17 protein-coding genes are annotated in these 20,760 nt (G+C 65.6%); 11 read left to right on the forward strand and 6 right to left on the reverse strand.

The window, feature by feature from the left end; translation table 11 throughout:
- The first annotated feature begins 64 nt into the window (after window positions 1-64).
- Window positions 65-814 (forward strand): EF-hand domain-containing protein, encoded by a 750-nt coding sequence (locus tag HL653_RS00345; RefSeq protein ID WP_171742738.1) that lies wholly within the window; start codon window positions 65-67, stop codon window positions 812-814.
- A 118-nt stretch (window positions 815-932) separates the two neighbouring features.
- Window positions 933-1,532, forward strand: coding sequence for an NAD(P)H:quinone oxidoreductase (gene wrbA, locus HL653_RS00350; RefSeq protein ID WP_171742739.1), 600 nt, complete (start codon window positions 933-935; stop codon window positions 1,530-1,532).
- Between the two features lie 178 nt (window positions 1,533-1,710).
- Here the strand turns inward: wrbA and msrA are convergent, their stop codons facing one another.
- Window positions 1,711-2,256, reverse strand: coding sequence for a peptide-methionine (S)-S-oxide reductase MsrA (gene msrA / locus HL653_RS00355; protein ID WP_171742740.1), 546 nt, complete (start codon window positions 2,254-2,256; stop codon window positions 1,711-1,713).
- 71 nt (window positions 2,257-2,327) lie between these two features.
- Window positions 2,328-3,392 (reverse strand): acyltransferase, encoded by a 1,065-nt coding sequence (locus HL653_RS00360; protein ID WP_253717397.1) that lies wholly within the window; start codon window positions 3,390-3,392, stop codon window positions 2,328-2,330.
- Between the two features lie 284 nt (window positions 3,393-3,676).
- On the opposite strand from HL653_RS00360, the gene HL653_RS00365 reads away from it, so the two are divergent.
- The 5 genes from HL653_RS00365 to HL653_RS00385 all read left to right on the forward strand — a co-directional run bounded on the left by HL653_RS00365 (window position 3,677) and on the right by HL653_RS00385 (window position 9,414).
- A complete protein-coding gene (locus tag HL653_RS00365) occupies window positions 3,677-5,230 on the forward strand; it encodes an O-antigen ligase (protein WP_171742742.1) in 1,554 nt (517 codons plus the stop codon).
- 62 nt (window positions 5,231-5,292) lie between these two features.
- Window positions 5,293-6,804 (forward strand): hypothetical protein, encoded by a 1,512-nt coding sequence (locus tag HL653_RS00370; protein ID WP_171742743.1) that lies wholly within the window; start codon window positions 5,293-5,295, stop codon window positions 6,802-6,804.
- 33 nt (window positions 6,805-6,837) lie between these two features.
- Entirely contained in the window at window positions 6,838-7,731 is an 894-nt protein-coding gene (xrtV, locus tag HL653_RS00375; RefSeq protein ID WP_171742744.1) for an exosortase V, read from the forward strand.
- Window positions 7,728-8,447 (forward strand): exosortase-associated protein EpsI, V-type, encoded by a 720-nt coding sequence (gene epsI / locus HL653_RS00380; protein WP_171742745.1) that lies wholly within the window; start codon window positions 7,728-7,730, stop codon window positions 8,445-8,447. The genes xrtV and epsI overlap by 4 nt, the downstream gene beginning before the upstream one ends.
- A 64-nt stretch (window positions 8,448-8,511) precedes the next feature.
- On the forward strand, window positions 8,512-9,414 hold the full coding sequence (locus HL653_RS00385; protein WP_171742746.1) for a SurA N-terminal domain-containing protein: 903 nt from the start codon (window positions 8,512-8,514) through the stop codon (window positions 9,412-9,414).
- A 132-nt stretch (window positions 9,415-9,546) separates the two neighbouring features.
- Here HL653_RS00385 and HL653_RS00390 read toward each other — a convergent pair whose 3' ends face one another.
- The 4 genes from HL653_RS00390 to HL653_RS00405 are packed head-to-tail and all read right to left on the reverse strand — an operon-like array spanning window position 9,547 to window position 13,634.
- Window positions 9,547-10,362, reverse strand: a complete 816-nt coding sequence (locus HL653_RS00390; protein ID WP_171742747.1) for a CpsD/CapB family tyrosine-protein kinase — start codon at window positions 10,360-10,362, stop codon at window positions 9,547-9,549.
- Window positions 10,359-11,813 carry a Wzz/FepE/Etk N-terminal domain-containing protein gene (locus HL653_RS00395; RefSeq protein WP_171742748.1) on the reverse strand — a complete coding sequence of 485 codons (1,455 nt, stop codon included), beginning with the start codon at window positions 11,811-11,813 and terminating at the stop codon, window positions 10,359-10,361. The genes HL653_RS00390 and HL653_RS00395 overlap by 4 nt, the downstream gene beginning before the upstream one ends.
- 1 nt (window position 11,814) lies before the next feature.
- The gene (locus HL653_RS00400) at window positions 11,815-12,969 is read right to left on the reverse strand and encodes a hypothetical protein (protein WP_171742749.1); all 1,155 of its coding nucleotides are present in this window, start codon (window positions 12,967-12,969) and stop codon (window positions 11,815-11,817) included.
- Window positions 12,966-13,634, reverse strand: a complete 669-nt coding sequence (locus HL653_RS00405) for a polysaccharide biosynthesis/export family protein (protein WP_171742750.1) — start codon at window positions 13,632-13,634, stop codon at window positions 12,966-12,968. Before HL653_RS00405 ends, HL653_RS00400 begins: the two co-directional genes overlap by 4 nt.
- Window positions 13,635-13,863: 229 nt before the next feature.
- On the opposite strand from HL653_RS00405, the gene HL653_RS00410 reads away from it, so the two are divergent.
- The 4 genes from HL653_RS00410 (at window position 13,864) to HL653_RS00425 (ending at window position 20,642) form a co-directional block, all read left to right on the forward strand.
- Window positions 13,864-15,369 (forward strand): tetratricopeptide repeat protein, encoded by a 1,506-nt coding sequence (locus tag HL653_RS00410; protein ID WP_171742751.1) that lies wholly within the window; start codon window positions 13,864-13,866, stop codon window positions 15,367-15,369.
- A gap of 5 nt (window positions 15,370-15,374) precedes the next feature.
- Window positions 15,375-16,136 carry a WecB/TagA/CpsF family glycosyltransferase gene (locus HL653_RS00415; protein ID WP_171742752.1) on the forward strand — a complete coding sequence of 254 codons (762 nt, stop codon included), beginning with the start codon at window positions 15,375-15,377 and terminating at the stop codon, window positions 16,134-16,136.
- A gap of 168 nt (window positions 16,137-16,304) precedes the next feature.
- Window positions 16,305-17,150 carry a dienelactone hydrolase family protein gene (locus HL653_RS00420; RefSeq protein WP_171742753.1) on the forward strand — a complete coding sequence of 282 codons (846 nt, stop codon included), beginning with the start codon at window positions 16,305-16,307 and terminating at the stop codon, window positions 17,148-17,150.
- Window positions 17,151-17,372: 222 nt separating this feature from the next.
- Entirely contained in the window at window positions 17,373-20,642 is a 3,270-nt protein-coding gene (locus tag HL653_RS00425; RefSeq protein WP_171742754.1) for an LpqB family beta-propeller domain-containing protein, read from the forward strand.
- The last annotated feature ends 118 nt before the right edge of the window (window positions 20,643-20,760 follow it).

Below are 20,760 nucleotides of genomic sequence, written 5' to 3' on the forward strand. Positions count from 1 at the left end.
AAGGTGAATGATGAGCGGATCGAGGACCGGGCTATGGCGAGCGGCCCTGCATTGTCCTCTGCTGATGGCCGGCACCGCCCTTTCGGCCCAGACACCCTCCGCACCCAAATTATCGACGCCTCAGCCCTCGGCCGCCGCGATGCGCCCGGCGACGCCCCCGATTTCCGCCACCCCGGCGCCGTCGCCCGCGGGATCAGCGGCGCCCACGCCACCGGCCAACCCCGCCGCGCCCTCCGCGCCGGCCTCCGATGAAATCACCGTTCGCGGCCGCGAGCTGGCGGACATGACGCCGCTCTCCGGCCCGAAGGAATTCATCAGCCCGATGGGCGAGCCGTTCCGCTCCGAAACGGATCTGTCCGGCGCCGAACTGTGGTTTCGCAAGGCCGATGCCAATGGCGACGGCCGCATGACGCGCGAGGAATTCCGCGCCGATGCGATGCGCTTCTTCAATCTGCTGGATACCGATCACGACAAGGTGATCGGCCCGATCGAGCTGGAGCATTACGAGAATGACATCGCCCCCGAAATCCGGGTGATGAACACCTATGGCGATCCCTCGAAGGTGAAGGTCGATTCCGATGGCAACGTCACCGACGCGCCCTACCCGACCCGCCTCGGCGCGGGCCGCTACAGCTATATCGCGGCACCCGAGCCGGTGCTGGCAACCGATTCCAATCTGGATCGCGGCGTGACGGTCTATGAATTCATCACGGCGGCGGACGCGCGGATGAAGTCTCTCGACCATAATGGCGACGGCGTGCTGACGCGGGACGACCTGCCCCACCTGCGTCGCCCGAACGACCCGCGCCAGTAAACCGCCCGACGGATTTTCGGCGCTTTTCGACTCTTTCGAACGCCAGCGTCGATCGTATCGCACTCCCCCGAACAGCCATGCCATGGCATGACGCTCCCGACCCAACGGGAGTGTCACCATGGCGAAGGTTCTCGTTCTCTATTATTCCTCCTACGGCCATATCGAGGCGATGGCCGAGGCCGTGGCCGAAGGCGCCCGCTCGGTCGGCGCGACGGCCGATATCAAGCGCGTGCCCGAGACCGTGCCCGAAGAGATCGCCAAGGGCGCCCATTTCAAGCTGGATCAGGCGGCGCCCATCGCGGCGGTCGCCGATCTGGAGCATTATGACGCGATCATCATCGGCGCCCCCACCCGTTTCGGCCGCATGCCGAGCCAGCTGGCCGCCTTCCTCGATCAGGCCGGCGGCCTGTGGGCGCGCGGCGCGCTGAACGGCAAGGTCGGCGCGGCCTTCACCTCGTCCGCCACGCAGCATGGCGGCAACGAGACCACGCTCTTCTCGATCATCACCAACCTGTTCCACTTCGGCCTGACGGTCGTGGGCCTGCCCTACAGCCATCAGGGCATGATGACGCTGGAGGAGATTGTCGGCGGCGCTCCTTACGGCGCCACCACGATCGCGGGCGGCGACGGCTCGCGCAAGCCGAGCGAGATCGAACTGAGCGGCGCCCGCCACCAGGGCGAGAAGGTCGCCGAGGTCGCGACCAAGCTGTTCGGCTGATCCACTAAAAAAGAAGGCGGCGGTCTGCGGCGGGGTGTTTCCACCCGGCCCGCGGACCGCCGCCTCTTTTTTCTGTCCCACGTCACCCCGGCCTTGAGCCGGGGTCCCGCTATTCTGGCTAGCGAGAAAGAAGCGGGATCCCGGATCAAGTCCGGGATGACGATGCCAATGCTCCCCCCTACGCCACCAGCCCCGCCTTGAGCCGCGCCTGATAGCTCTTGCGGAGTTTGGCCAGCTTCGGCGGGATCGTCGCCAGGCAATAGGGATTGCTCTGGCCTTCACTCTCCCAATAGGCCTGATGATAATCCTCGGCCGGATACCAGGGCGCATCGGGCTCGATCGTCGTTACGATCGGCGCGGGCCAATCGGGTTGGGCGCGTTCGATCGCGGCGCGCACCTCCGCCTCCTGCTCGGGCGAGGTGGGGAACACGGCCGAGCGATATTGCGTGCCGATGTCGTTGCCCTGCCGGTTGAGCTGGGTCGGGTCATGCGTGTGGAAGAAGATATCCAGCAGCGTGGCATAATCGATCACGTCCGTATCGAAATGCACGCGGATCGCCTCGGCATGGCCCGTCGTGCCGCTGCACACCTGCTTGTAGGTCGGGTCCACCGCATGCCCGCCGGTATAGCCGCTCTCCACCTGGGTGACGCCGGCGACGTCGTTGAACACCGCCTCCACACACCAGAAACATCCACCCGCCAGCGTCGCGATCTGTTCGGCCACCGCCCGTCTCCTTGATTCGTCGCTGCCAGATGGGGATGCGCCCGCCTCTTTCAATCGGAGCGTCGCTCGCGTCAGGGGGCCGCGAGCAGCGTCTCTTCCTCGAGCGGCTTCGGCTTGCGCTTTCGTTTGCGCTGTTCGAACCAGCGCTCGACCAGAAACCAGCTCGCCACGCCGGCCGCCAGCGAGGCCAGCATCGCCGTCACCACATAAAAGGGGAAAAAGCGGATTCCCGCCGCCAGCAGGCCGACCTTCAGCATCTGCTGGATCGGGAAAGCGTACAGATAGGCTCCGTAGGAGAAATCGCCGTAGCGCGCCGCATCGCCCAGCTGCCAGCGGGGGTGGAACGCCACATGGAACAATGCATAGGCAAGGGTCGGCGGCAGCAGCAGACGCGTCTGCGCCCCGGCCCATCCGCCCGGGAGCGGCACCCACGCGCTGGCGATCGTCAACAGCACGAGCCCGGCCGCCGCGACCCCGCTCCGCGGCAGATGCTCGCGATAGAGCAGCATGGCGGCCCCGATGAGGAAGGAGGGCAGCACCACGAACCACAGATACGGATAGCCGATCACCTGCTCGATCAGTCCGCCGCCGGGATGCTTCCCCAGCAGATCGAGGATCGTGCGGGTCAGCATCACGAGGATGGCGGCCACCGGCAGGAGAATGCGAAATCGCAGCAGGCCGGCCAGTCCGAGGCCCATGATGCCCAGATAGCACCAGAATTCGTAAGGGATGCTCCAGAGCGAACCGTTGACCGCGCCTTCGTAGCCGGGCGCCGGCACGATGAAATTCCGCAGCCAGAGATTGGAAAGCAGGCCCAGCGCATCCTGGCCGGTGATCCTGCCGAACGGCAGGCCGGACAGGATCGGCACGACCACCAGCGACGACACCAGCGTCGCGACAAAATAGCCCGGAATGATGCGGGCGATGCGCTTGGCGAGATAGGAACCGGCCGTGCTCGACCGCTGCCAGCTCAGGGTGATCAGGAAACCGCTGATCGTGAAGAAGCCCAGAACGGCGATATTGCCGGCATTGTAGACGCCGTTCAGCAGCAGCGACAGAGGCTCGTCCCGCTCCGTGCCATACCAGATGGCGAAGCTGTGCGACCACACGACCAGCAACGCCAAAATAAGTCGCAACGTATTGAAATTATTACGACGAAGCCCATCGTCCCGCGGAATCAGCAGCCGCCCCATACTCCGCTTGTCCTCGGCCATCCGTCCCTGTTCCCACCGGTGACACCACCGGCCGACGCGGGTAGGAGCGACGCCGCGTGATCGTCATCATCTGCCGATATCGCGACGCAAAGAGAAGCTTTTTTCACATTTGGAGCGGATAGCTTCGGCATCCCAAGCATGTCGCCAAGCGCCTGCGACACTGCTAGCAAGGGCACGCAATTGGCGATGGAATTTCCCGACACGTCATGCTGAGCGTGCTTTCAGTCGCCCTCCAAGGGTCCGTCATTCTGTTCGTCAGCGGCAATCTGTTCGCATTTTTGCTGAACAGACAGGATGCGCTGTGGGTGCGCAGGCGCCTGCTCCCGATCATGATCGGCTTTTTCGCATTCGCGATGCTGATGCCGAGCAAATGGATCGTCTATCTGGCGCTGCTCGCGATCATTCCGGCGATGGCCCGCAAGCGAGGCGATATTCCGGCGCTGTATCTGGTCGTGGCGACATCGCTCCCGGATCTCGACCAGCCGATGGTGGTCGGCTCGCTTTATCTGCTCAACATCAGCAAATGGCTCGTAGCCGGGATCGGGGCGGCCATCGCCTATGCCATGCTGCCGCCGGTCAAGAATGAAGAGATTGGCAGGCGCTTCGATCTGCCGTTCGTGCTGTTCCTGGCGCTGCAGGTCATCCAGGCCCGGGGCAACAATTTCACGAACACGTTGCGGGTGGAGACGGACGTCATCGCCTCGTATCTCATCCCCTATTTCGTGATCAGCCGGTCGCTTGGTCGGCCGGAGGATTTTCGGCGACTGCTGCTGGCGATGGGATTTGTCGGGTTCACGCTCTCCGGAATCGCCATTTACGAAGCCAAGCGGACGGTGCTGCTCTACACCACCATCACGCATCGGCTGGGCATTATGGAAACCATCAGCGCCTATTCGCATTCTCGCGGCGGCGTGCTGCGCGCGACGGCCTCTTTCGCCGACGCCACGGCTTTCGGCGGTTTCCTCTGCACCGCATTGCTCTGCCTGTTGCCCGCCCGGGGCGCATTTCGCGCACGGAAATATCAGCTGTTCGCCTTTTTCGTCATCTTTGTCGGAATCTATATGGCGAATACCCGGTCGGCCCTGCTGGGTCTGGTCGTCGGATTGCTGGTCTACGATCTGTTCCGCAAGAATTACCGGAGCCTGTTCCGCAACGTCGCATTGATCGCGGCGGCCGCCGTCGCGATGGTTGGCATCGCGCAATTCTCGCACAGCATGGCGACCAGAATCGGCATTGCGGGGGATGCCGCCGAGACGACCGACTATCGAAAGCTGCTGATCACGCGGGGTTGGGAAGAGATCCGCAAGCATCCGATCTCCGGGGTTAATCCGGGTCAGGCAGTGCTGTCGCTTTCGGATCTGAAACAGGGTGAAGGCATCGTCGATTTCGTCAACGCCTACATCTGGTATGGCCTCACCACGGGCATCATCGGCATGATCGCGTTCCTGATGGGATTCCTTCTTCCGGCGATCAAGATGGTCGGGATCCGTCACAGACTGAATCGAATAGCCTATGGCCGCGAGGCCGGCGCGGTGGTCGCCGCCGTGTCGATCTATTATGCGGTGGCCGCCGGCACGGCCGGCTTCGGCGGGCGCGCGGTGATGATATACTTCTCGATACTCGCGGTCGGCGCGGCATTGTCCGGGGCGCGACCCCCGCGCCGTGTGTTTCCGGCGGCGGGGCCGACGTCAATCGGCCGCGCTGATACCGGCTCCGGCAGTTCCACCGAAGGCGCGATGCTGACGGTTGCCGCCAAATAGCTTGCGGCGGACCACGGAGTCGGGAAGGTGCATCGGTGATCGGGCGAAAAGGAATGAAACGGATGGCCACGGGTGCAGCAGTGATCGGCGGTGCGGCCTTGCTCGCCCTCGCAGCCGCGCAGCACACTTCTCCATCGGCCAAGCCGGCCGCGCTTCCCCCGGCACGCCCCATCACCATCCAGCCCACCGTCGTCGGCATGAATCTCGGTCAGGGGCAATATTACAGCCAGGAATGGATCTTCGCCGATCTCGTCCAGAATAATGGCCTGCTGGAAGGCGTGGACCACAAGCCGCTAGACGTGAAGGTCGATGCCAGCGGACATCCGGTCGATGTGCCGAAGGGCAAGGAAATCTGGCTGCTGCTACAAATCTCTGCCATCTGGAAGAGCGGGGATTATCGGTGCAGCATTTCGCCCGGCTGGACGCCCGGTATCCGCTTCAGCGGCACCATCAGCGGCGGGGACGAGAATTTCAAGCTCACCGTCCCGCCGGGCATCGAGGGTAATCTCGTCGTCGTGAAGCTGACGGCGAAGCATGACGGTGCGAACCTTGCGAAGGCCTCGTGCATCCCGGTCGGCATGGTCCCCGACGCGATGTTCACGCCCGAATTTCTCGACGACATGAAGCCGTTCGGGATCATCCGCTTCATGGACTGGATGCAGACCAACAATGCGCCGCCCCAGACCTGGGCGGGCCGGCCCAAGCCGACCGATTTCAGCCAGCTGAAAGGCATGGCGGTCGAAAACATGGTCGCGCTCGCCAACAAGCTCGGCGCCGATCCGTGGTTCACGCTGCCCTTCGATGCCGATCCCGAATATTATCGCAATTTCGCGATCTACGTGCGCGATCATCTGGCTCCGGGCCGCAAGGCCTATGTCGAACTGTCCAACGAAGTGTGGAATCCCGGCTTCAAGCAGGACAGGGATGCGGCGGAACGCGGCAAGGCCCGCTATCCCGGCGTGGAGCCCTATCAGGCGGCTGATTATTATTATGCCGATCGCGTGATCGACATGATGAAGATCTGGGATGAGGTCTTCGTGGGCCAGATGCCCCGGATCGTGCGCGTCGCGGGCGGGCAGATCGGCTGGAAGGAGAGATCGGACGGCTTGCTGGCTCACAAGGACCTCTGGAAGTCGGTGGATGCCTATGCGATCGCGGCCTATTTCGGTGGCGTGATCCAGGACATTCCGGAATCAGGCCCCGCCCGCGTGGACAAGGTTCTGGCGCGCCTTCCCGATCAGGGAAACCAGGTGATCACGTCCATCGAGGCGCAGAAGGCGGTCGTCGCGAAATATGGGGTCAGCTTCATCACGTACGAGGGCGGGCTCGACGTGACCGGCTTCACGCCCGATGCGGTGAAAGATTCCGTGGCCGTCGTCCACGATCCGCGTCTGTACGATATCTACACCAATTTCCTCGAGGATTACCGGAAGCGCATCGGGGGCCTGCTGGTGCTCTATAACGGAACGAGCAGCACCAATTATGGCCACAAGGATTATACGGGCCAGCCTTTGTCCGCGACGACTCCGAAGATGCGGGCGGTCCTCGATTTCATGAAACGGCACCCTCAATGATCATCACGGCCCAGGCGCCCGGCCTTTCGCGCCGTGACTGACATCTCCTCCACCAAAGCGCCGGCGAGCGGCCGCGCCGTGGCGGCCTTCGCCAGTGCGCACTGGCTGCTGATCCTCGGCCTGGCCGCGATGATCCTCCCGACGCTCGGGTCGGTCGCGCGGGATTCCTGGTCCACGGAGCAGGGCGCGCATGGCCCCGTGGTGCTGGCGACGGGCGTGTGGCTGGTGCTGCGCATGCGGCCGGCCTTCCTGCCGCTGGCCACCGCCGGCTCTCCCGCGCTCGCCACGATCGGCATGGCGATCAGTTTCGCGGCCTATGCGCTCGGCCGGATCAGCGGAACCGTCGAGATGGAGGGCTTCGCGCTCTATGCACTGATGGTGTGCATCACCTATGCCTATATCGGGGCGAAGGCGATGCGGGTGCTCTGGTTCCCGATCCTCTATTTCGCCTTCCTGTTTCCGCCGCCGGATTCCCTCGTCGCGGCCGTGACGCAGCCGCTGAAGCTCGGCATCTCGCGCGAGGCGGTGAACCTGCTCAGCCATTTCGGCCTGTCGGTGTCGCGCACGGGCGTGATCATCCAGGTCGATCAATATGATATTCTGGTGGCGGCGGCCTGCTCGGGGCTCAATTCGATCATCAGCCTGTCCGCGATCGGGCTGTTCTACATCTACATCCGCCACAATGCGAACTGGCGCTACGCCGCGCTGCTGATGGTGGCGATCGTGCCGGTGGCGATCCTCGCCAATTTCGTGCGCGTGCTGTTGCTGATCCTGATCACCTACTTTTTCGGCGACGCGGCCGCGCAGGGCTTCCTCCACGGCTTTGCGGGCATGACGATGTTCACGGTGGCCCTGCTCGGTATCTTCGCGATCGATACGCTGGCGTCCCCCATCCGCCGCCGGCTGGCAGGCGCAGGCGAGGCATGAGCATGACGGACGAGCCCACACACGCGACGCAACCTTCGCTGCGCGTTTCGCGGCGGGACCTGCTGGTGGGGGGCGCCTGTCTCGCCGTGGCGGGGGGCACCTATGCGCGGATGCCGCGCCGCCGCCTGGCCAGCATCCCCAAGGACGGGCTCGAAAAGCTCGCGCCCGATCATATCGCGGATTGGCGCTACGAGACGACGAGCGGCATCGTCCTGCCGCCTCCGGACGAGCTCGCCCGGCTGCTTTACGATCAGCAGGTGTCGCGCGCATATGTCAGCGACAAATATCCGCCGGTGATGCTCGTCATGGCCTATGGCAGCAGCCAGGGCGGCATGCTGCAGGTCCATCGGCCGGAAATCTGCTATCCGGCGAGCGGCTTCCGCCTCAGCCAGACGGTGACGGATACGCTGCCGATCGGCGGCGGCCACGGCGTGGCCGTGCGCGCCTTCACCGCCACCGGGGACACGCGCACCGAACAGGTGATGTACTGGACGCGGATCGCCGACGCGCTGCCGACGAGCTGGACCAGCCAGCGCATCGCGATCATGGAAAGCAACCTGCGGGGCGCCGTGCCGGACGGGCTGCTCGTCCGCCTGTCCACCGTGAGCGACAATATCACGACGGGCCGGGCGACCTTGGCCGACTTTGCCCGCGCGATGCTTGCCGCCGCCGGTCCTTCCGGTCGTCGCCAATTGTTAGGCGCAAGCGCTGCATGATAGCTATCGTCAATGCCACCGGGCAGGCATGATCGTGCCTGTCCCAGGAGAAGGAATGCACAGGGTGAGTAACATGAAAGTCATCGCGGTTGCCGGACTGCTCGCGACGGCGGCGACGCTCTCGGGCTGCAGCAAGGCGGCTCCTTCCGGTCAGGTGGCGGCGGTCGTCAACGGCAAGGAAGTCACGCTGCAGGAGATCAATGCCGAGCTTCAGGCCGCGAATCTGCCGCCGACCGCCGACAAGCAGACCGTGCAGCGCGAGCTTCTCCAGCGGATCATCGAGCGCAAGCTGCTCGTCGCTGCCGCCGAGGAAAAGGGCATCGACAAGACGCCCGAATATCAGACGCAGAAGCGCCGCGCGGACGAGCTGCTGCTCGTCCAGCTCTATGCCAAGCAGCAGCTGGCGCTCGTCCCCGTGCCCAGCAGCACGGACATCTCCACCTTCATGGCGCAGCACGGCAATGTCTTCGCCGGGCGCGAGCAGATCTCGCTCGATCAGATCCGTTTCCCCGCTCCGGCCGATGTCTCGAAGCTGAAGGTCCTGGAAAAGGATCATACGCTGGATGCCGTGTCGCAGACGCTCACGGGCATGGGCATCAAGTTCGAGCGCGCGCAGGTCGGCCTCGACAGCGGCAGCGTGCCGACGGACATCATGAAGAAGATCGATGGCCTGCCCCAGGGCGAGCCGTTCGTGATCCCGCAGCCGGGCTTCATCACGGTCAACGTGATCCTCTCGCGCAAGCCGATCTCGATCGACGAGACCAAGGCGAAGCCGGCCGCCGTCAACGCCTGGCGTCAGGAGAAATTCGGCCAGCTGCTGACCAAGCAGATCGAAGCGCTGAAGTCCGGCGCGAAGATCACCTATCAGAACGGCTTCGCCGCGCCCGCCAAGCCGAGCGCGCCCACGCCGCCCTCGGCCACACCGACGGCGCCCGCCGCCGCGCCGGGCGCTCCCACGAATCCCTGATGACGCGGGGCTGCGGGGGATCTTCGGAGCCGCCGCAGCCCACCACGAGGGATGAACGAAAAATGGCGGACCGCTCATCGCGGCCCGCCATTTTTTTGCCTTCGGCCGGTTCCGGCATCCGCCGATCCGGGGTCAGTAATAGGCACCGTAGCCGTAGCTTGCGCCATAACCGTAATCGTCGCTGAAGATGCGGCGATGATAGCGGTTCAGCACTGTGCCCAGCATCGGCGCCGGCGACAGCATGCGGATCGTTTCCTCGACCTGTTTCTTGGTCGTGCGGCCATCCTCCACCACCAGCAGATAGCCATCGATCCGGTTGGAGATGATCACGGCATCGTCATCCGCGAAGATCGGCGGCATATCGACGATCACCAGCGTACCGGCCGGCAGCGCGCGCAGCCCTGCGAACAGCGCGTCTCCGCGCGGGCCGGACAGCAATTCGCCCGTCGCGACGTTGCGCCGATAGCCGGGGATGACGACCAGCCGCTCCTCGTTCACCTGACGGCCCACCGCGCGGATATCCGCCACGTCGCCCGTCAGGAAATCGTGGATACCGTCGCCGTCGGGCACGCCGAAGCGCGGCCCCAGCGCCGGGCGATGCATGTCCAGATCGATCGCGCACACATGCGTGTCGACCAGCCTCGACAGCGCGGCGGCGAGATTGGCGGCGACGAACGTCTTGCCCACGTTCGGCGCGGCCGACGTCACGCCGATCAGTTTCACGCCGTCGTCGGCCGCCATCTTGGCGATGCGCGTGCGAAGCAGCTTGAACGGCCGGGCGCGCTGATCGCCGCCGCGAAAGCCGAACACGAAGCGCTGGCCGAGCCCGTCCGCATCCACTTCCAGGCGCGGAAATTCGGTTTCGTCGCCATAAAGCGGCGTCGCGACACCCTCTGCGATATTGCTCATCTGCTTGAACGCATCGCGATCGGAATCCTCGTAGCTCATGTCCGCGCCCGCTTCCGGTTACGCCGTTCCAGCCAGCGTATGATCATGTTCGGTTTGCGCGAGAAATCGGGAATGATGACCAGCGGAGCCGCACCTGCCGCCTCGCGCAGCATTTCGGTGCCGCGGATCGGCCGCAGGATCAGCTCCAGCAGCAGCACGATCGCCGCGCCGAGGCCCAGCCCGCCCACCAGGCCGCCCGCGATCAGCAGGGGGCGATTGGGCTTGTAGGGGGCATCCGGCACGACGGGCGGATCCGCCAGCGTCAGGCGCTCGCCCTTCTGCTCCGTCTGCATCCGCGCGGAAAGCTGGGCCGATTGCGCCTTGGAGCCGATGTCGCGATATTGATCGCGCAGCGAATCCGCCCGCTTTTCCAGCGCATCCACTTCGGCCGCGAGTGCCGGGCCCCGCGCCTGCGCCGCGCGCACCTCGCCGGACTGGGACAGGATCATCGCCTTGGCCGCGCGCAGCGAGGAGATCTGCGCGTTGTTCGCGTTGATCATCGGGCTGCTGGCGCCGCTCGTGGCGGTGGCGGACCGGCGCGCCGCGTCCAGCTGGTTCTGCGCCGCGATCACGTCGGGATGCGTATCGGAATAGCGCGCGCGCGCATTGGCCAGCGCCATCTCCGCCGCCTGCACGGCGGAATTTCCGTCGCCGCCGCTCTGCGCCGCCAGCCGCGCATTCTCGCCCTGCAGCCCGATGATCTCGGCATCGATGCGGCCGGCATCCGCCGCCGGATTGCCGGTGGCCTGCGACTGCAGCGCCAGCAGCGGGCCGTTTTCGGATTTGATCTTCGTGATCTGGCTTTCGATCGCCGAGATCTGCGCCTGGATCTGCGAACCCTGCTGATTGAGGAAGTTCGCGGCGCCCACCGCCTGATCCGTCTGCGAGCTCGCGTCCACTTCCAGGAAGCGGTTCACATATTGCTGCGCGACGATCTGCGCCTTGACCGGATCGGCATAAGAGAAGCCGATCTTCAGCGCGATCGTGCGGCCGGCGGCGCCACCCGGCGCGCCGGTGATATCGGAGCCGATCGCCTCCACCGACGTCGCGTCGCGCATCTTGTCGACGATGGCGGAGAGCGCCTGATGGCGTTGCTCTTCGGCATAGAGATTGTTGGTGCGGATCAGCCGGATCAGGTCCTGCCGGCTCAGCACGCGTTCCCGCGCGCGGGCGATGCGCTGGCCGATCACGTCGGTCACGGGCGAGTTCACCACGTCCAGCGGCAATTGCTGGCTCTCGATCAGCACCGTCGCGCTCGATTCGAACATGGTGGGGATCGTGAAGGCCGCCACCACGCCGCCGACGAGGCCCAGCACGCCGGGCGCGATGATCCACCAGCGCTTTTCCCACAGAATGACGGGGAGCACCTGGAGGAAAGACGAGGAGCCGCCCTCGTCTTCGCCCTGCTGGGCCAGAGAGGCCAGCGGGCCGGGATTGGGATAGGGATTCATGTTAATCGATACGCCCAAATTTGTAGGTCACGTCGAAAGTCCCCGAAAAACCCGTCACGGACGTTCCCCCCGCCGCGACCAGACTGCCATAGTCACGATACTGATAACGCCCGCTAAAGCCCGCCGAAAGCCGCTCGCTGAGCGTCCGGGAATATCCGCCCGAGATTTCCCAGAATTTCTGCGTCGGGATCGTGGAAATGCCCGACGATTGCGAAACATCGTAGAGCATGCTGAAGTTGACGCTCGATCGCGATGTCAGCGCGTAATTGCCGTGCGCGCCGATCCGGTTGTCGGTCCGCAGGCCGCCGAAGCCGGAGGCCGCGCTCTGACGCGATCCTTCGATGCAGACGCTATAGCGCGGATATTTGCCGCACAGGCTCGCATTGAAACCGGGCGTGGTGGCCGAGCCACCGGGCCGGCTGATCTGATGGATCAGACCGACACCCCCGTCGAACTGCCAGATCGGGCTGAAATCATAGACCAGCCGCAGGCCGCCCTGATAGGAATCGCTGTCGGAAAAGGCACGCGAATTCAGCCGCTGGTAGGAAAGATCGACACCCACCTTCAGCTTCTCGGTCACCTGCCGCAGATAGCCGCCCTGCAGGCCATATTGATCAAATGCGTTGCCGGGCTGGTTCGGATAGCGCGACCGCGAATATTGCGGGCCGAAGTAGAAGCTGTCGCGCGCCGACGGGGTCCACTGGAGGTTCGCATTGGCACCGAACGTCCGCGAGCGCTGGCCGATCGAGAGCAGATCGATATTGCTGCTGTTGGTATTGTCGAAGAAATTCCGCGGATTGATCGAATCCTGATAGCGCAGCCGCGCCGTCACGGCGAGCCGCTCGCTGATCGTCTGCTGATGCTCCAGCCGTGCCAGATAGTTTTCGGCACGACCATAATAGTTGAAATTCTGATCGATATCGGCCGAGCCGGTCAGACGTGTGGTGGAATTTTCGGACGCACGCTGGACCCAGGCGGTCAGATCGCCGCCCGCCACGCCGCTGTCGCCGGGCGAGTTCAGCGAGAGATAGGGATTGGAGCCATAGCCGATGCGGCCGGTGACGGATCCGCCGGCCGTCACCACCTGGGCATCGGCCACCTGCGGCCCGGCCGCGCCCGCCATCAGCGCGGCGACGAGAAGAGAGGCGCGCCTCACGGAACGACGACCGTATCGCCGGCCTGCAACTGCGGAATGCTGTCGCCGGACAGGTCCGCCTCACCGGGCTTGCCCTTCAGCACGCCGCCGAGTTTGGCATGCAGCACCTGCGATTTTCCGCCGGCCTTGCGCAGGATCACGACATTGCTGAGATCGGCGAAGTCGGTCGGCCCACCCGCCAGCGCCAGCGCGTCCAGCACCGTCACGTAGCGGGTCGGCGAGAAGGTGCCGGGGCCCTTCACCTTGCCGATCACCGAAATCTGCATGCCCGTGGACTGCTTGACCGAGACGGTCACCTGCGGGGCCACATCCTTATATTGCGGAGCCAGCAGACGGGAGAGTTCCTTCTCCACGTCGTTGGTCGTGTGGCCGGCCGCCATCACCGTACCGGCAAGCGGGAAGCCGAACGTCCCGTCCGGCAGCACCGTCAGGGCACGCTGCAGCCGCTCGTCGCCCCACACATAGATGTCCAGCACATCACCAGGGCTGATGACATAGGTGGAGTTCGCCTGCCCCGGCGCCTTCGCGTTCACCGTGATCGGCGGCTGGCTCGCGGCCGAACTTGTGGACGTCGATGTCGATTTGGACGGTGTGGTCTGAGCGATCAGGCTCGCCGGCACGAACGCGGCAAGGCCCACCAAAGCGGCCACCGGACGGATCATCATGGACGAGCACCTTTCGAGAACGGAATTAGACTTGCGAACGGCGTCAACGCGAGCCTTATGGGTGGAATAATCGGAGCGGGTCAAATCCAGAGATGATCGTTAGCAGGCCTCTCCACACTCCGGATCAAACAATTGTAACCGTGGTGGCCGCATGGTCTTGCGCATGTCCCCCTCGTTGCATCTCGCCCTGTCCGGCATTGGCCTGTAGCGCAAGGGTATGAACAGCTTGTTGCCACGCCGAGGATTCGCGCCATTCCCTCTCGGAATTGCGCTGGCCCTGTCGCTTGCCCCCCTCGTCGTCGGCTGCGGCCAGAATGCGAGCAAGGCGATGGCGGCCGAGGCGAAGGCGGACAGCTATCTCGCCGCCGGCGACAAGGTCCGCGCGGCCGCCATGCTGGATGCCGCCGTGGGCTTCGACGGCAACGATGCCGGCCGCTGGATCAAGCTCGGCCGGGTGCGGCGCGATCTGAACCAGCCGCAGCAGGCCGTGGACGCTTTCCAGCAGGGCGTCGATCTCGATCCGGGCAATATCGAGGGGCTGCAGAATCTCGCGGTGCTCTACATTGCGGGCCGCCAGTTCGAGATGGCCAAGCGCATCGTCGATCCCCTGCTCTCGCTGTCGTCCAACGATATTGCGGGCCTGCTCGCGACCGGCGCGATCGCCTATTACGAAGAGCGTTATGCCGATGCGGACAAGATTGCGGATCAGCTGATCCAGCTCTCGCCCGACGGCAAGGAGGGCTATCTGCTGAAGGCCCATGTGCTGGAAAAGACGGGGCGGGCCGCGCAAGGTGCGCGTCTGCTGGAACGGCGGATGGCGATCACCCCGGACGATCCGGAACTCGCCCAACAGCTGCTGGCCCTCTATCGCAGCATCGGCGACCTGCAGGGCGTGCGCTCCATCTCCATCCGCCTCGCGACGCTCCGCCCGGATGATCCGCGCTATCGCCTGGAAAGCCTGCGCGCCTATCAGGCGATGGGCAATATCGCCGAGCGGGATCGCGTCACCGATTATATCCTGGGCCGTTATCGCAACAATCCCTCCGTGCTGGGCGCGCTGGCCGATTTCTGGATCGCGGCGCTCCCGCCCGCGGATGCGACGAAGCGCATCGCGCAGCTGGCGTCGGGCGCCAATGGCGTGACCAAGGCCGCGCTCACCGGCCGGCTCATCCGCATGGGCGCGCTCAACGAGGCGGGAGCCCTGCTCGCTCCCGTCGCCGGCCAGCCCGTCACCGGCCTGAATGTCGACCTGCACGCGATGCTGGCCACCCTGCTGGTCGCGCAGGGCAAGATCAAGGAAGGGCGCGATCAGGCGGAAATGGCGCTGTCCTTCGATGGCGGCAACGATGTCGCCCTGCTCGCCCGCGCCCGCGCCCATGTGGCGTTGAAGGAATATGACAAGGCGCTGACCGACGCGCAGTCGGTCGTCGCCAACGATTCGAACGAGGCGGCGTCGCTGCTGATCGCGGATATCTATGCGAAGCAGGGCAATGATCTGCTCGCAGCCTCCGCGTTTGGCGAAGCGCAGAACAATTCGCCGCGCAGCATCGGCGTGGTCAAGGCGCGCACCGCCTGGCTCGTCGGCCGGGGCCGCGCGGATGAGGCCGCGCAGGTCGCGGGTCTGTTCGCGCGGCAGGTGAACAATGGCGACGCCTGGAAACTCTACGCGCAGATGTGTCGCGCGGCCGACGATTCCATCTGCCTCATGCAGGCGCGCGCGGGAGGCGCTTCGTAAGCGACATGGGCCAGGACGATCTCGCCTCGAAACGCGAATTTCTCGGCCTCGACTTCGATGGCCTCGATACCGAAGGCGCGCTCGCATGGATCGCCGCGCGATCGGCGGAAAGCCCGTTCGCTTATGTGATCACGCCCAATGTCGATCATATGGTGCGCCTCACCCAGCTCGGCCGCGATCTTCGCCGCGCTTATACCCACGCCGATCTCTGCCTGTGCGACAGCCGCGTCCTCGCCCGGCTGGGCCGGATGGTGAATGTCGATCTGCCGGTGGCGCCCGGCAGCGACATCACCAAGGCCCTGTTCGAAACGGGGCTGGAGGCGGGCGACACGATCTGCCTGATCGGCGGCACCCCGGCCCACGCCGCCCGACTGGCCGAGCTGTATCCGCGCCTGACGATCGTCCAGCATGTCCCGCCGATGGGCCTGCTCCACGATCCCGCCGCCCGCGCCGCCGCGATCGACGCGGCGGCGGCGGCGTCCGCACGCGTCACGCTGATCGCGGTCGGATCGCCGCAGCAGGAGCTGATCGCGTTCGAGATGCGGCGCAGCGGCAAGGTGCACGGCACCGCGCTCTGCATCGGCGCGAGTGTCGATTTCCTTGTGGGCAATGAGAAACGCGCGCCGCGCGTGGTGCAGAAGGCCGGGATGGAATGGGCGTGGCGCCTCGCCTCCAATCCGCGTCGCCTCGCCAAACGCTATCTGGTCGACGGCCCCGCCATCTTCCCGCTCGTCTGGCGCTGGGCGAAGAAACGCCGCCGCACCTGACGCGCCCTTTTCTTCCCCGTTCGTGCTGAGCCTGTCGAAGCACTGTTCTTCTTTTGCACGGAGAAAGAAGGGCGGTACTTCGACAGGCTCAGCACGAGCGGGAAAAGAGGTGAAACCGTTTCGCCTCCCGCATAAGCTCCCCCCGCCACAAGCGAGGAGGAGAGAGCGATGCAGACCCTGACGCGTCCCGACGGCAACCGCCCCGAAGACTTCCACGTCACGCGCCGCACGGCGGCCGGCCTGTTGTTCGCGGGCTATGCGGTCGCCGCCTTCTCGGCCGAAGCCGCGCCGATCACCACGCCGTCGGACGGCCTGATCGCCGAATGGACGACGATCCCCAACGGCGCCGAAAAGCCGCTGCCGGCCTATGTCGCGCGCCCGGCGGCCAAGGGCACGCACCCGACGATACTCGTCGTCAACGAGGTGTTCGGCATTCACGAGTGGATCAAGGACATCTGCCGCCGTCTCGCACGCGCCGGCTACAATGCGGTCGCGCCCGATTTCTTCTACCGCTCCGGCGTCGATCTGCCCGCCAAGTCCGATCTCAAGGAGATCCTCGCCGTCGTGAATCAGGCGAGCGACGAACAGGTGGATGGCGACGTGCGCGCCACCACCGACTGGATCAAAAAGCAGAGCTTCGCCAAGCGCGGCGCGATCGGCATCACCGGCTTCTGCTGGGGCGGACAGGTGGTGTGGCGCTCGGCCATGGTCGATCCCGATATCAAGGCGGGCGTCGCCTGGTATGGCCAGCTCAAGAAGGTCGCCACGCGCGCCGCCGAGCTGAAGGCGCCGGTGCTGGGTTTCTACGGCGGCAAGGATCAGGGCATCACGCAGGAGGATGTCGCCACGATGCGCGCCGCGCTGAAGGCGGCGGGCAAGCAGGATGAGATCATCGTCTATCCGGACGCCCAGCACGGCTTCCTCGCCGATTATCGCGCCAGCTATGACGAGGCCGCATCGAAGGAGGCATGGCCGAAGCTGCTGGCGTTCTTCAAGGCGCATGGGGTGGGATGAGGATCGCCTCCTCTCTTCTTACCCTGTCATGCTGAACTCGTTTCAGCATCCATGAACTGCGATCTGCGCCTGATGCGACGGTCAGGTCATGGATCCTGAAACAAGTTCAGGATGACGGGCAGGACGGAACGGACTGGCAGAACGAGACGAACGGGTAGCGCGCTACCTTGCGCTCTATCCCCCTTTCCGCGCACTGGAGCGGCTCCTAGCGAAAGGCACATCATGCGGACTGCGGGCCGGCTCACCTCTTCCCTCATCGCCCTGCTCGGCAGCGCCGCGCTTTTCGCCCAGACGCCCTCCGCTTCACCGCCCCCTGCCTCCCCCGGCAAGCCCGCGCTCACCCAGCCCGCCGCCTCGCCCGACGGCCGCACGATCGCCTTCGCCAGCGGCGGCGACATCTGGGAGGTTCCCTCCACCGGCGGCATCGCCCACCTGCTCGTCACCGATGCCGCCACCGAGGCGCGCCCGCTTTATTCGCCGGACGGCAAAAGCCTCGCCTTCACCTCCACGCGCGGCGGCAGCACGAACATCTTCCTGCTCGATCTCGCCTCGGGCGCCGTCACGCGGCTCACCTGGAGCGAGGCCAGCGAGGAACTCGACAGCTGGTCCGCCGACGGCAAGTGGCTCTACTTCGCCTCCAGCGCCAACGATCCCGGCGGCACGCCCGATGTCTTTCGCGTCTCGGCGGCCGGAGGCACGCCGATCGAGGTGAGCCGCGAGGATTATCTCTCCGAATTCCAGGCCGCCCCCTCGCCCGACGGCAGCATTGTGGCGCTGGCGGCGCGCGGCATCAGCTTCAATCAGTGGTGGCGCAACGGTCACAGCCATATCGACGAAACCGAGATCTGGCTGAAGCCGCTCTCCGGCACTGGCGCCTATCGCAAGCTGCTCCCCGGCGGCGCCAAGCAGGCCTGGCCGATGTGGAAACCGGGCGGCGCCAGCATCGTCTATATGAGCGACGCGTCGGGCGCCGAAAATCTGTGGGAAGTGCCTGCAGCCGGCGGCACGCCGACCCAGCTGACCCGCTTCACCTCGGGCCGCCTGCTCTTCCCGACGATGGCGGCGGACGGCAAGGCGATCCTGTTCGAGCGGGACATGGCCGTCTGGCGCTACGATCCCGCCACGGGCCAGACCGCCGAAGTGCCGATCACGTTGCGCGGCGCGCCCGCGACCGAGGGCCAGCGTCACCTCAACCTCGCCACCTTCACCCGCCTCGCCGTCTCGCCCGATGGCCAGAAGGTGGCGGTGATCGCGCATGGCGAGGTGTTCGCCGCCCCCGCCAAGGACGGCGGCACCGCCCAGCGCATCACGAACAGCGTCGGCGCCGAGCGCGAATTGACCTGGTCCCCCGATTCGCGCCGTATCCTCACCGTCGGCGAACGCGGACTGGATCGCCGCGTCGCCGAATATGATGTCGCCGCCGATCGCGAGACGATGCTGACGGGCGCGGGCATCGCCACCGTCCCGGTCTATGCGCCGGACGGCAAATCGATCGCCTATGTGAAGGATGCGCGCGAGCTGCACCTGCTCACGCTCGCCGCACCCGGCAAACCCGCCACCGATCGCATCCTCTATACCGGCACGCTCGCCACGGACGAGGGCGACGGCCCCCGCCCGACCTTCTCGCCCGACGGCCGCTGGATCGCCTTCCCGCTCGTCGATCGCCGCTCCTTCGTGAACGTGAACGTCGTCGCCACGGCGGGCGGCCCGGCGCGCCCGGTCAGCTTCCTCGCCAACGGCCAGATGGGCGGCATCGCCTGGAGCCCGGACGGCAAATATCTGCTGATCGACAGCGCCCAGCGCACCGAGGACAGCCGCCTGATCCGCATCGATCTGCTGCCCCACGTCCCCCGCTACCGGGAGGATGCGTTCCGCGACCTGTTCAAGCCCAAGTCGCCCGGCGATCCGGCGCCGGACAAGGGCCCGTCCACCACACCCCAGCCCAAGCCCCTGCCCGCCGCCGCGAAGAAGAAGGGCGCCGCCGCCCCGGCCAAGCCCGCCGTCCCGCCGGTCGAGATCGTATGGGAAGGCCTGCGTGATCGCGCCACGATCCTGCCGATCGGCCTCTCCGCCGAGCTTCCGCACGTCTCCTCGGACGGCAAGACGCTCGTCTTCCTCGCCCGCGAGAAGGGGCAGGAAAATCTCTACAGCTACAATCTGGACGAGCTGGCGACCGAAACCCCCGTCGCCCAGCAGATCAGCGCCAGCGATCGTCCCAAGGCCGATGCCGGCCTCACCGCCGACGGCAAGACGCTCTTCTATCTCGACGGCGGGCGCATCATCGCCACCCCACTCGAAAAGCCCGCGCCCAAGGTGGTGGCCGTCACCGCGCAGATGGACGTGGATTTCGCGACCGAGAAGCAGATCATGTTCGACGAAGCGTGGAGCGTCCTCGATCGCAACTTCTTCGATCCCGCCTTCAACGGCCATGACTGGAAGGCCTTGCGCGCCCAGTATCAGCCCTATGTCGATGGCGCGCGCACGCCGGACGAGCTGCGCCGCGTGATCGGCCTGATGATCGGCGATCTGAATGCCTCGCACAGCGGCATCAACCGCCCCCGGCGCGGGCCGGGCGCGCTGCCGCAGGGCCGCGTCGGCATGCTCGGCCTGCGCTTCGATCGCGCCGCCTATGAGGCCGGTCGCGGTCTGGTCGTGAGCGAGGTCGTGCCCCTCTCCCCCGCAGCGATCGAGGGCAAGATCGTCCCCGGTGAGCGTCTCGTCAGCGTCGACGGCCACGCGATCGGCGCGCACGACAATCTGGACGCGCTGCTGGAAAACAGCGTCGGCCAGCGTGTCGCGATCGGTGTGTCGGGGCCGAACGGCACCCGCACCGTCAACCTCAAGCCCGTCACGCTCACCACGATCGACGGCCTCGCCTATCGCGGCTGGGTCGATCGCCGCCGCGCCTATGTCGATCGCATCTCGGGCGGCAAGCTGGGCTATGTCCACATGGCGGACATGAGCGCGGACTCGCTCGACCAGCTCTATCTGGATCTGGATGCGGACAATCAGGCGAAGCAGGGCGTGGTGATCGACGTCCGCAACAACAATGGCGGCTTCGTCAACGGCTATGCCCTCGACGCCATTTCCCGCCGCAATTACCTGACGATGGAGCCGCGCGGCCTCTATCCCTTCCCGGCGCGGCAGGCGCTCGGCCAGCGCGCGCTGGGCCTGCCCACAATCCTCGTCACGAACCAAAGCTCGCTCTCGGACGCGGAGGATTTCACCGAGGGCTATCGCGCGCTCGGCCTCGGCAAGGTGGTCGGCCAGCCCACGGCGGGCTGGATCATCTACACCTGGTCCGAAACCCTGATCGACGGCTCCACCGTCCGCGTCCCCCGCGCGAGAATTCGCACCCTTTCGGGCCAGGACATGGAGATGCACCCGAGGCCGGTCGACATCGCCGTGGAACGCCCGCTCGGCGAAACCGGCGCGGGCACCGACGCGCAGCTGGACGTGGCGGTGAAGACTTTGCTGGGGGCGGAGAAGTAGGGGGACAGGTCTTCCCCCTCATCCCCACCCACCCGTTTGGTTCGAGCTTGTCGAGAACAGGGTAGGCTTCGAGCGAAGTCGAGAAGCCGGGACACGGAATACGGGCTTGTCCTGAGCG

It is taken from the genome of Sphingomonas sp. AP4-R1, assembly GCF_013113735.1.
Lineage (GTDB): Bacteria > Pseudomonadota > Alphaproteobacteria > Sphingomonadales > Sphingomonadaceae > Sphingomonas_I.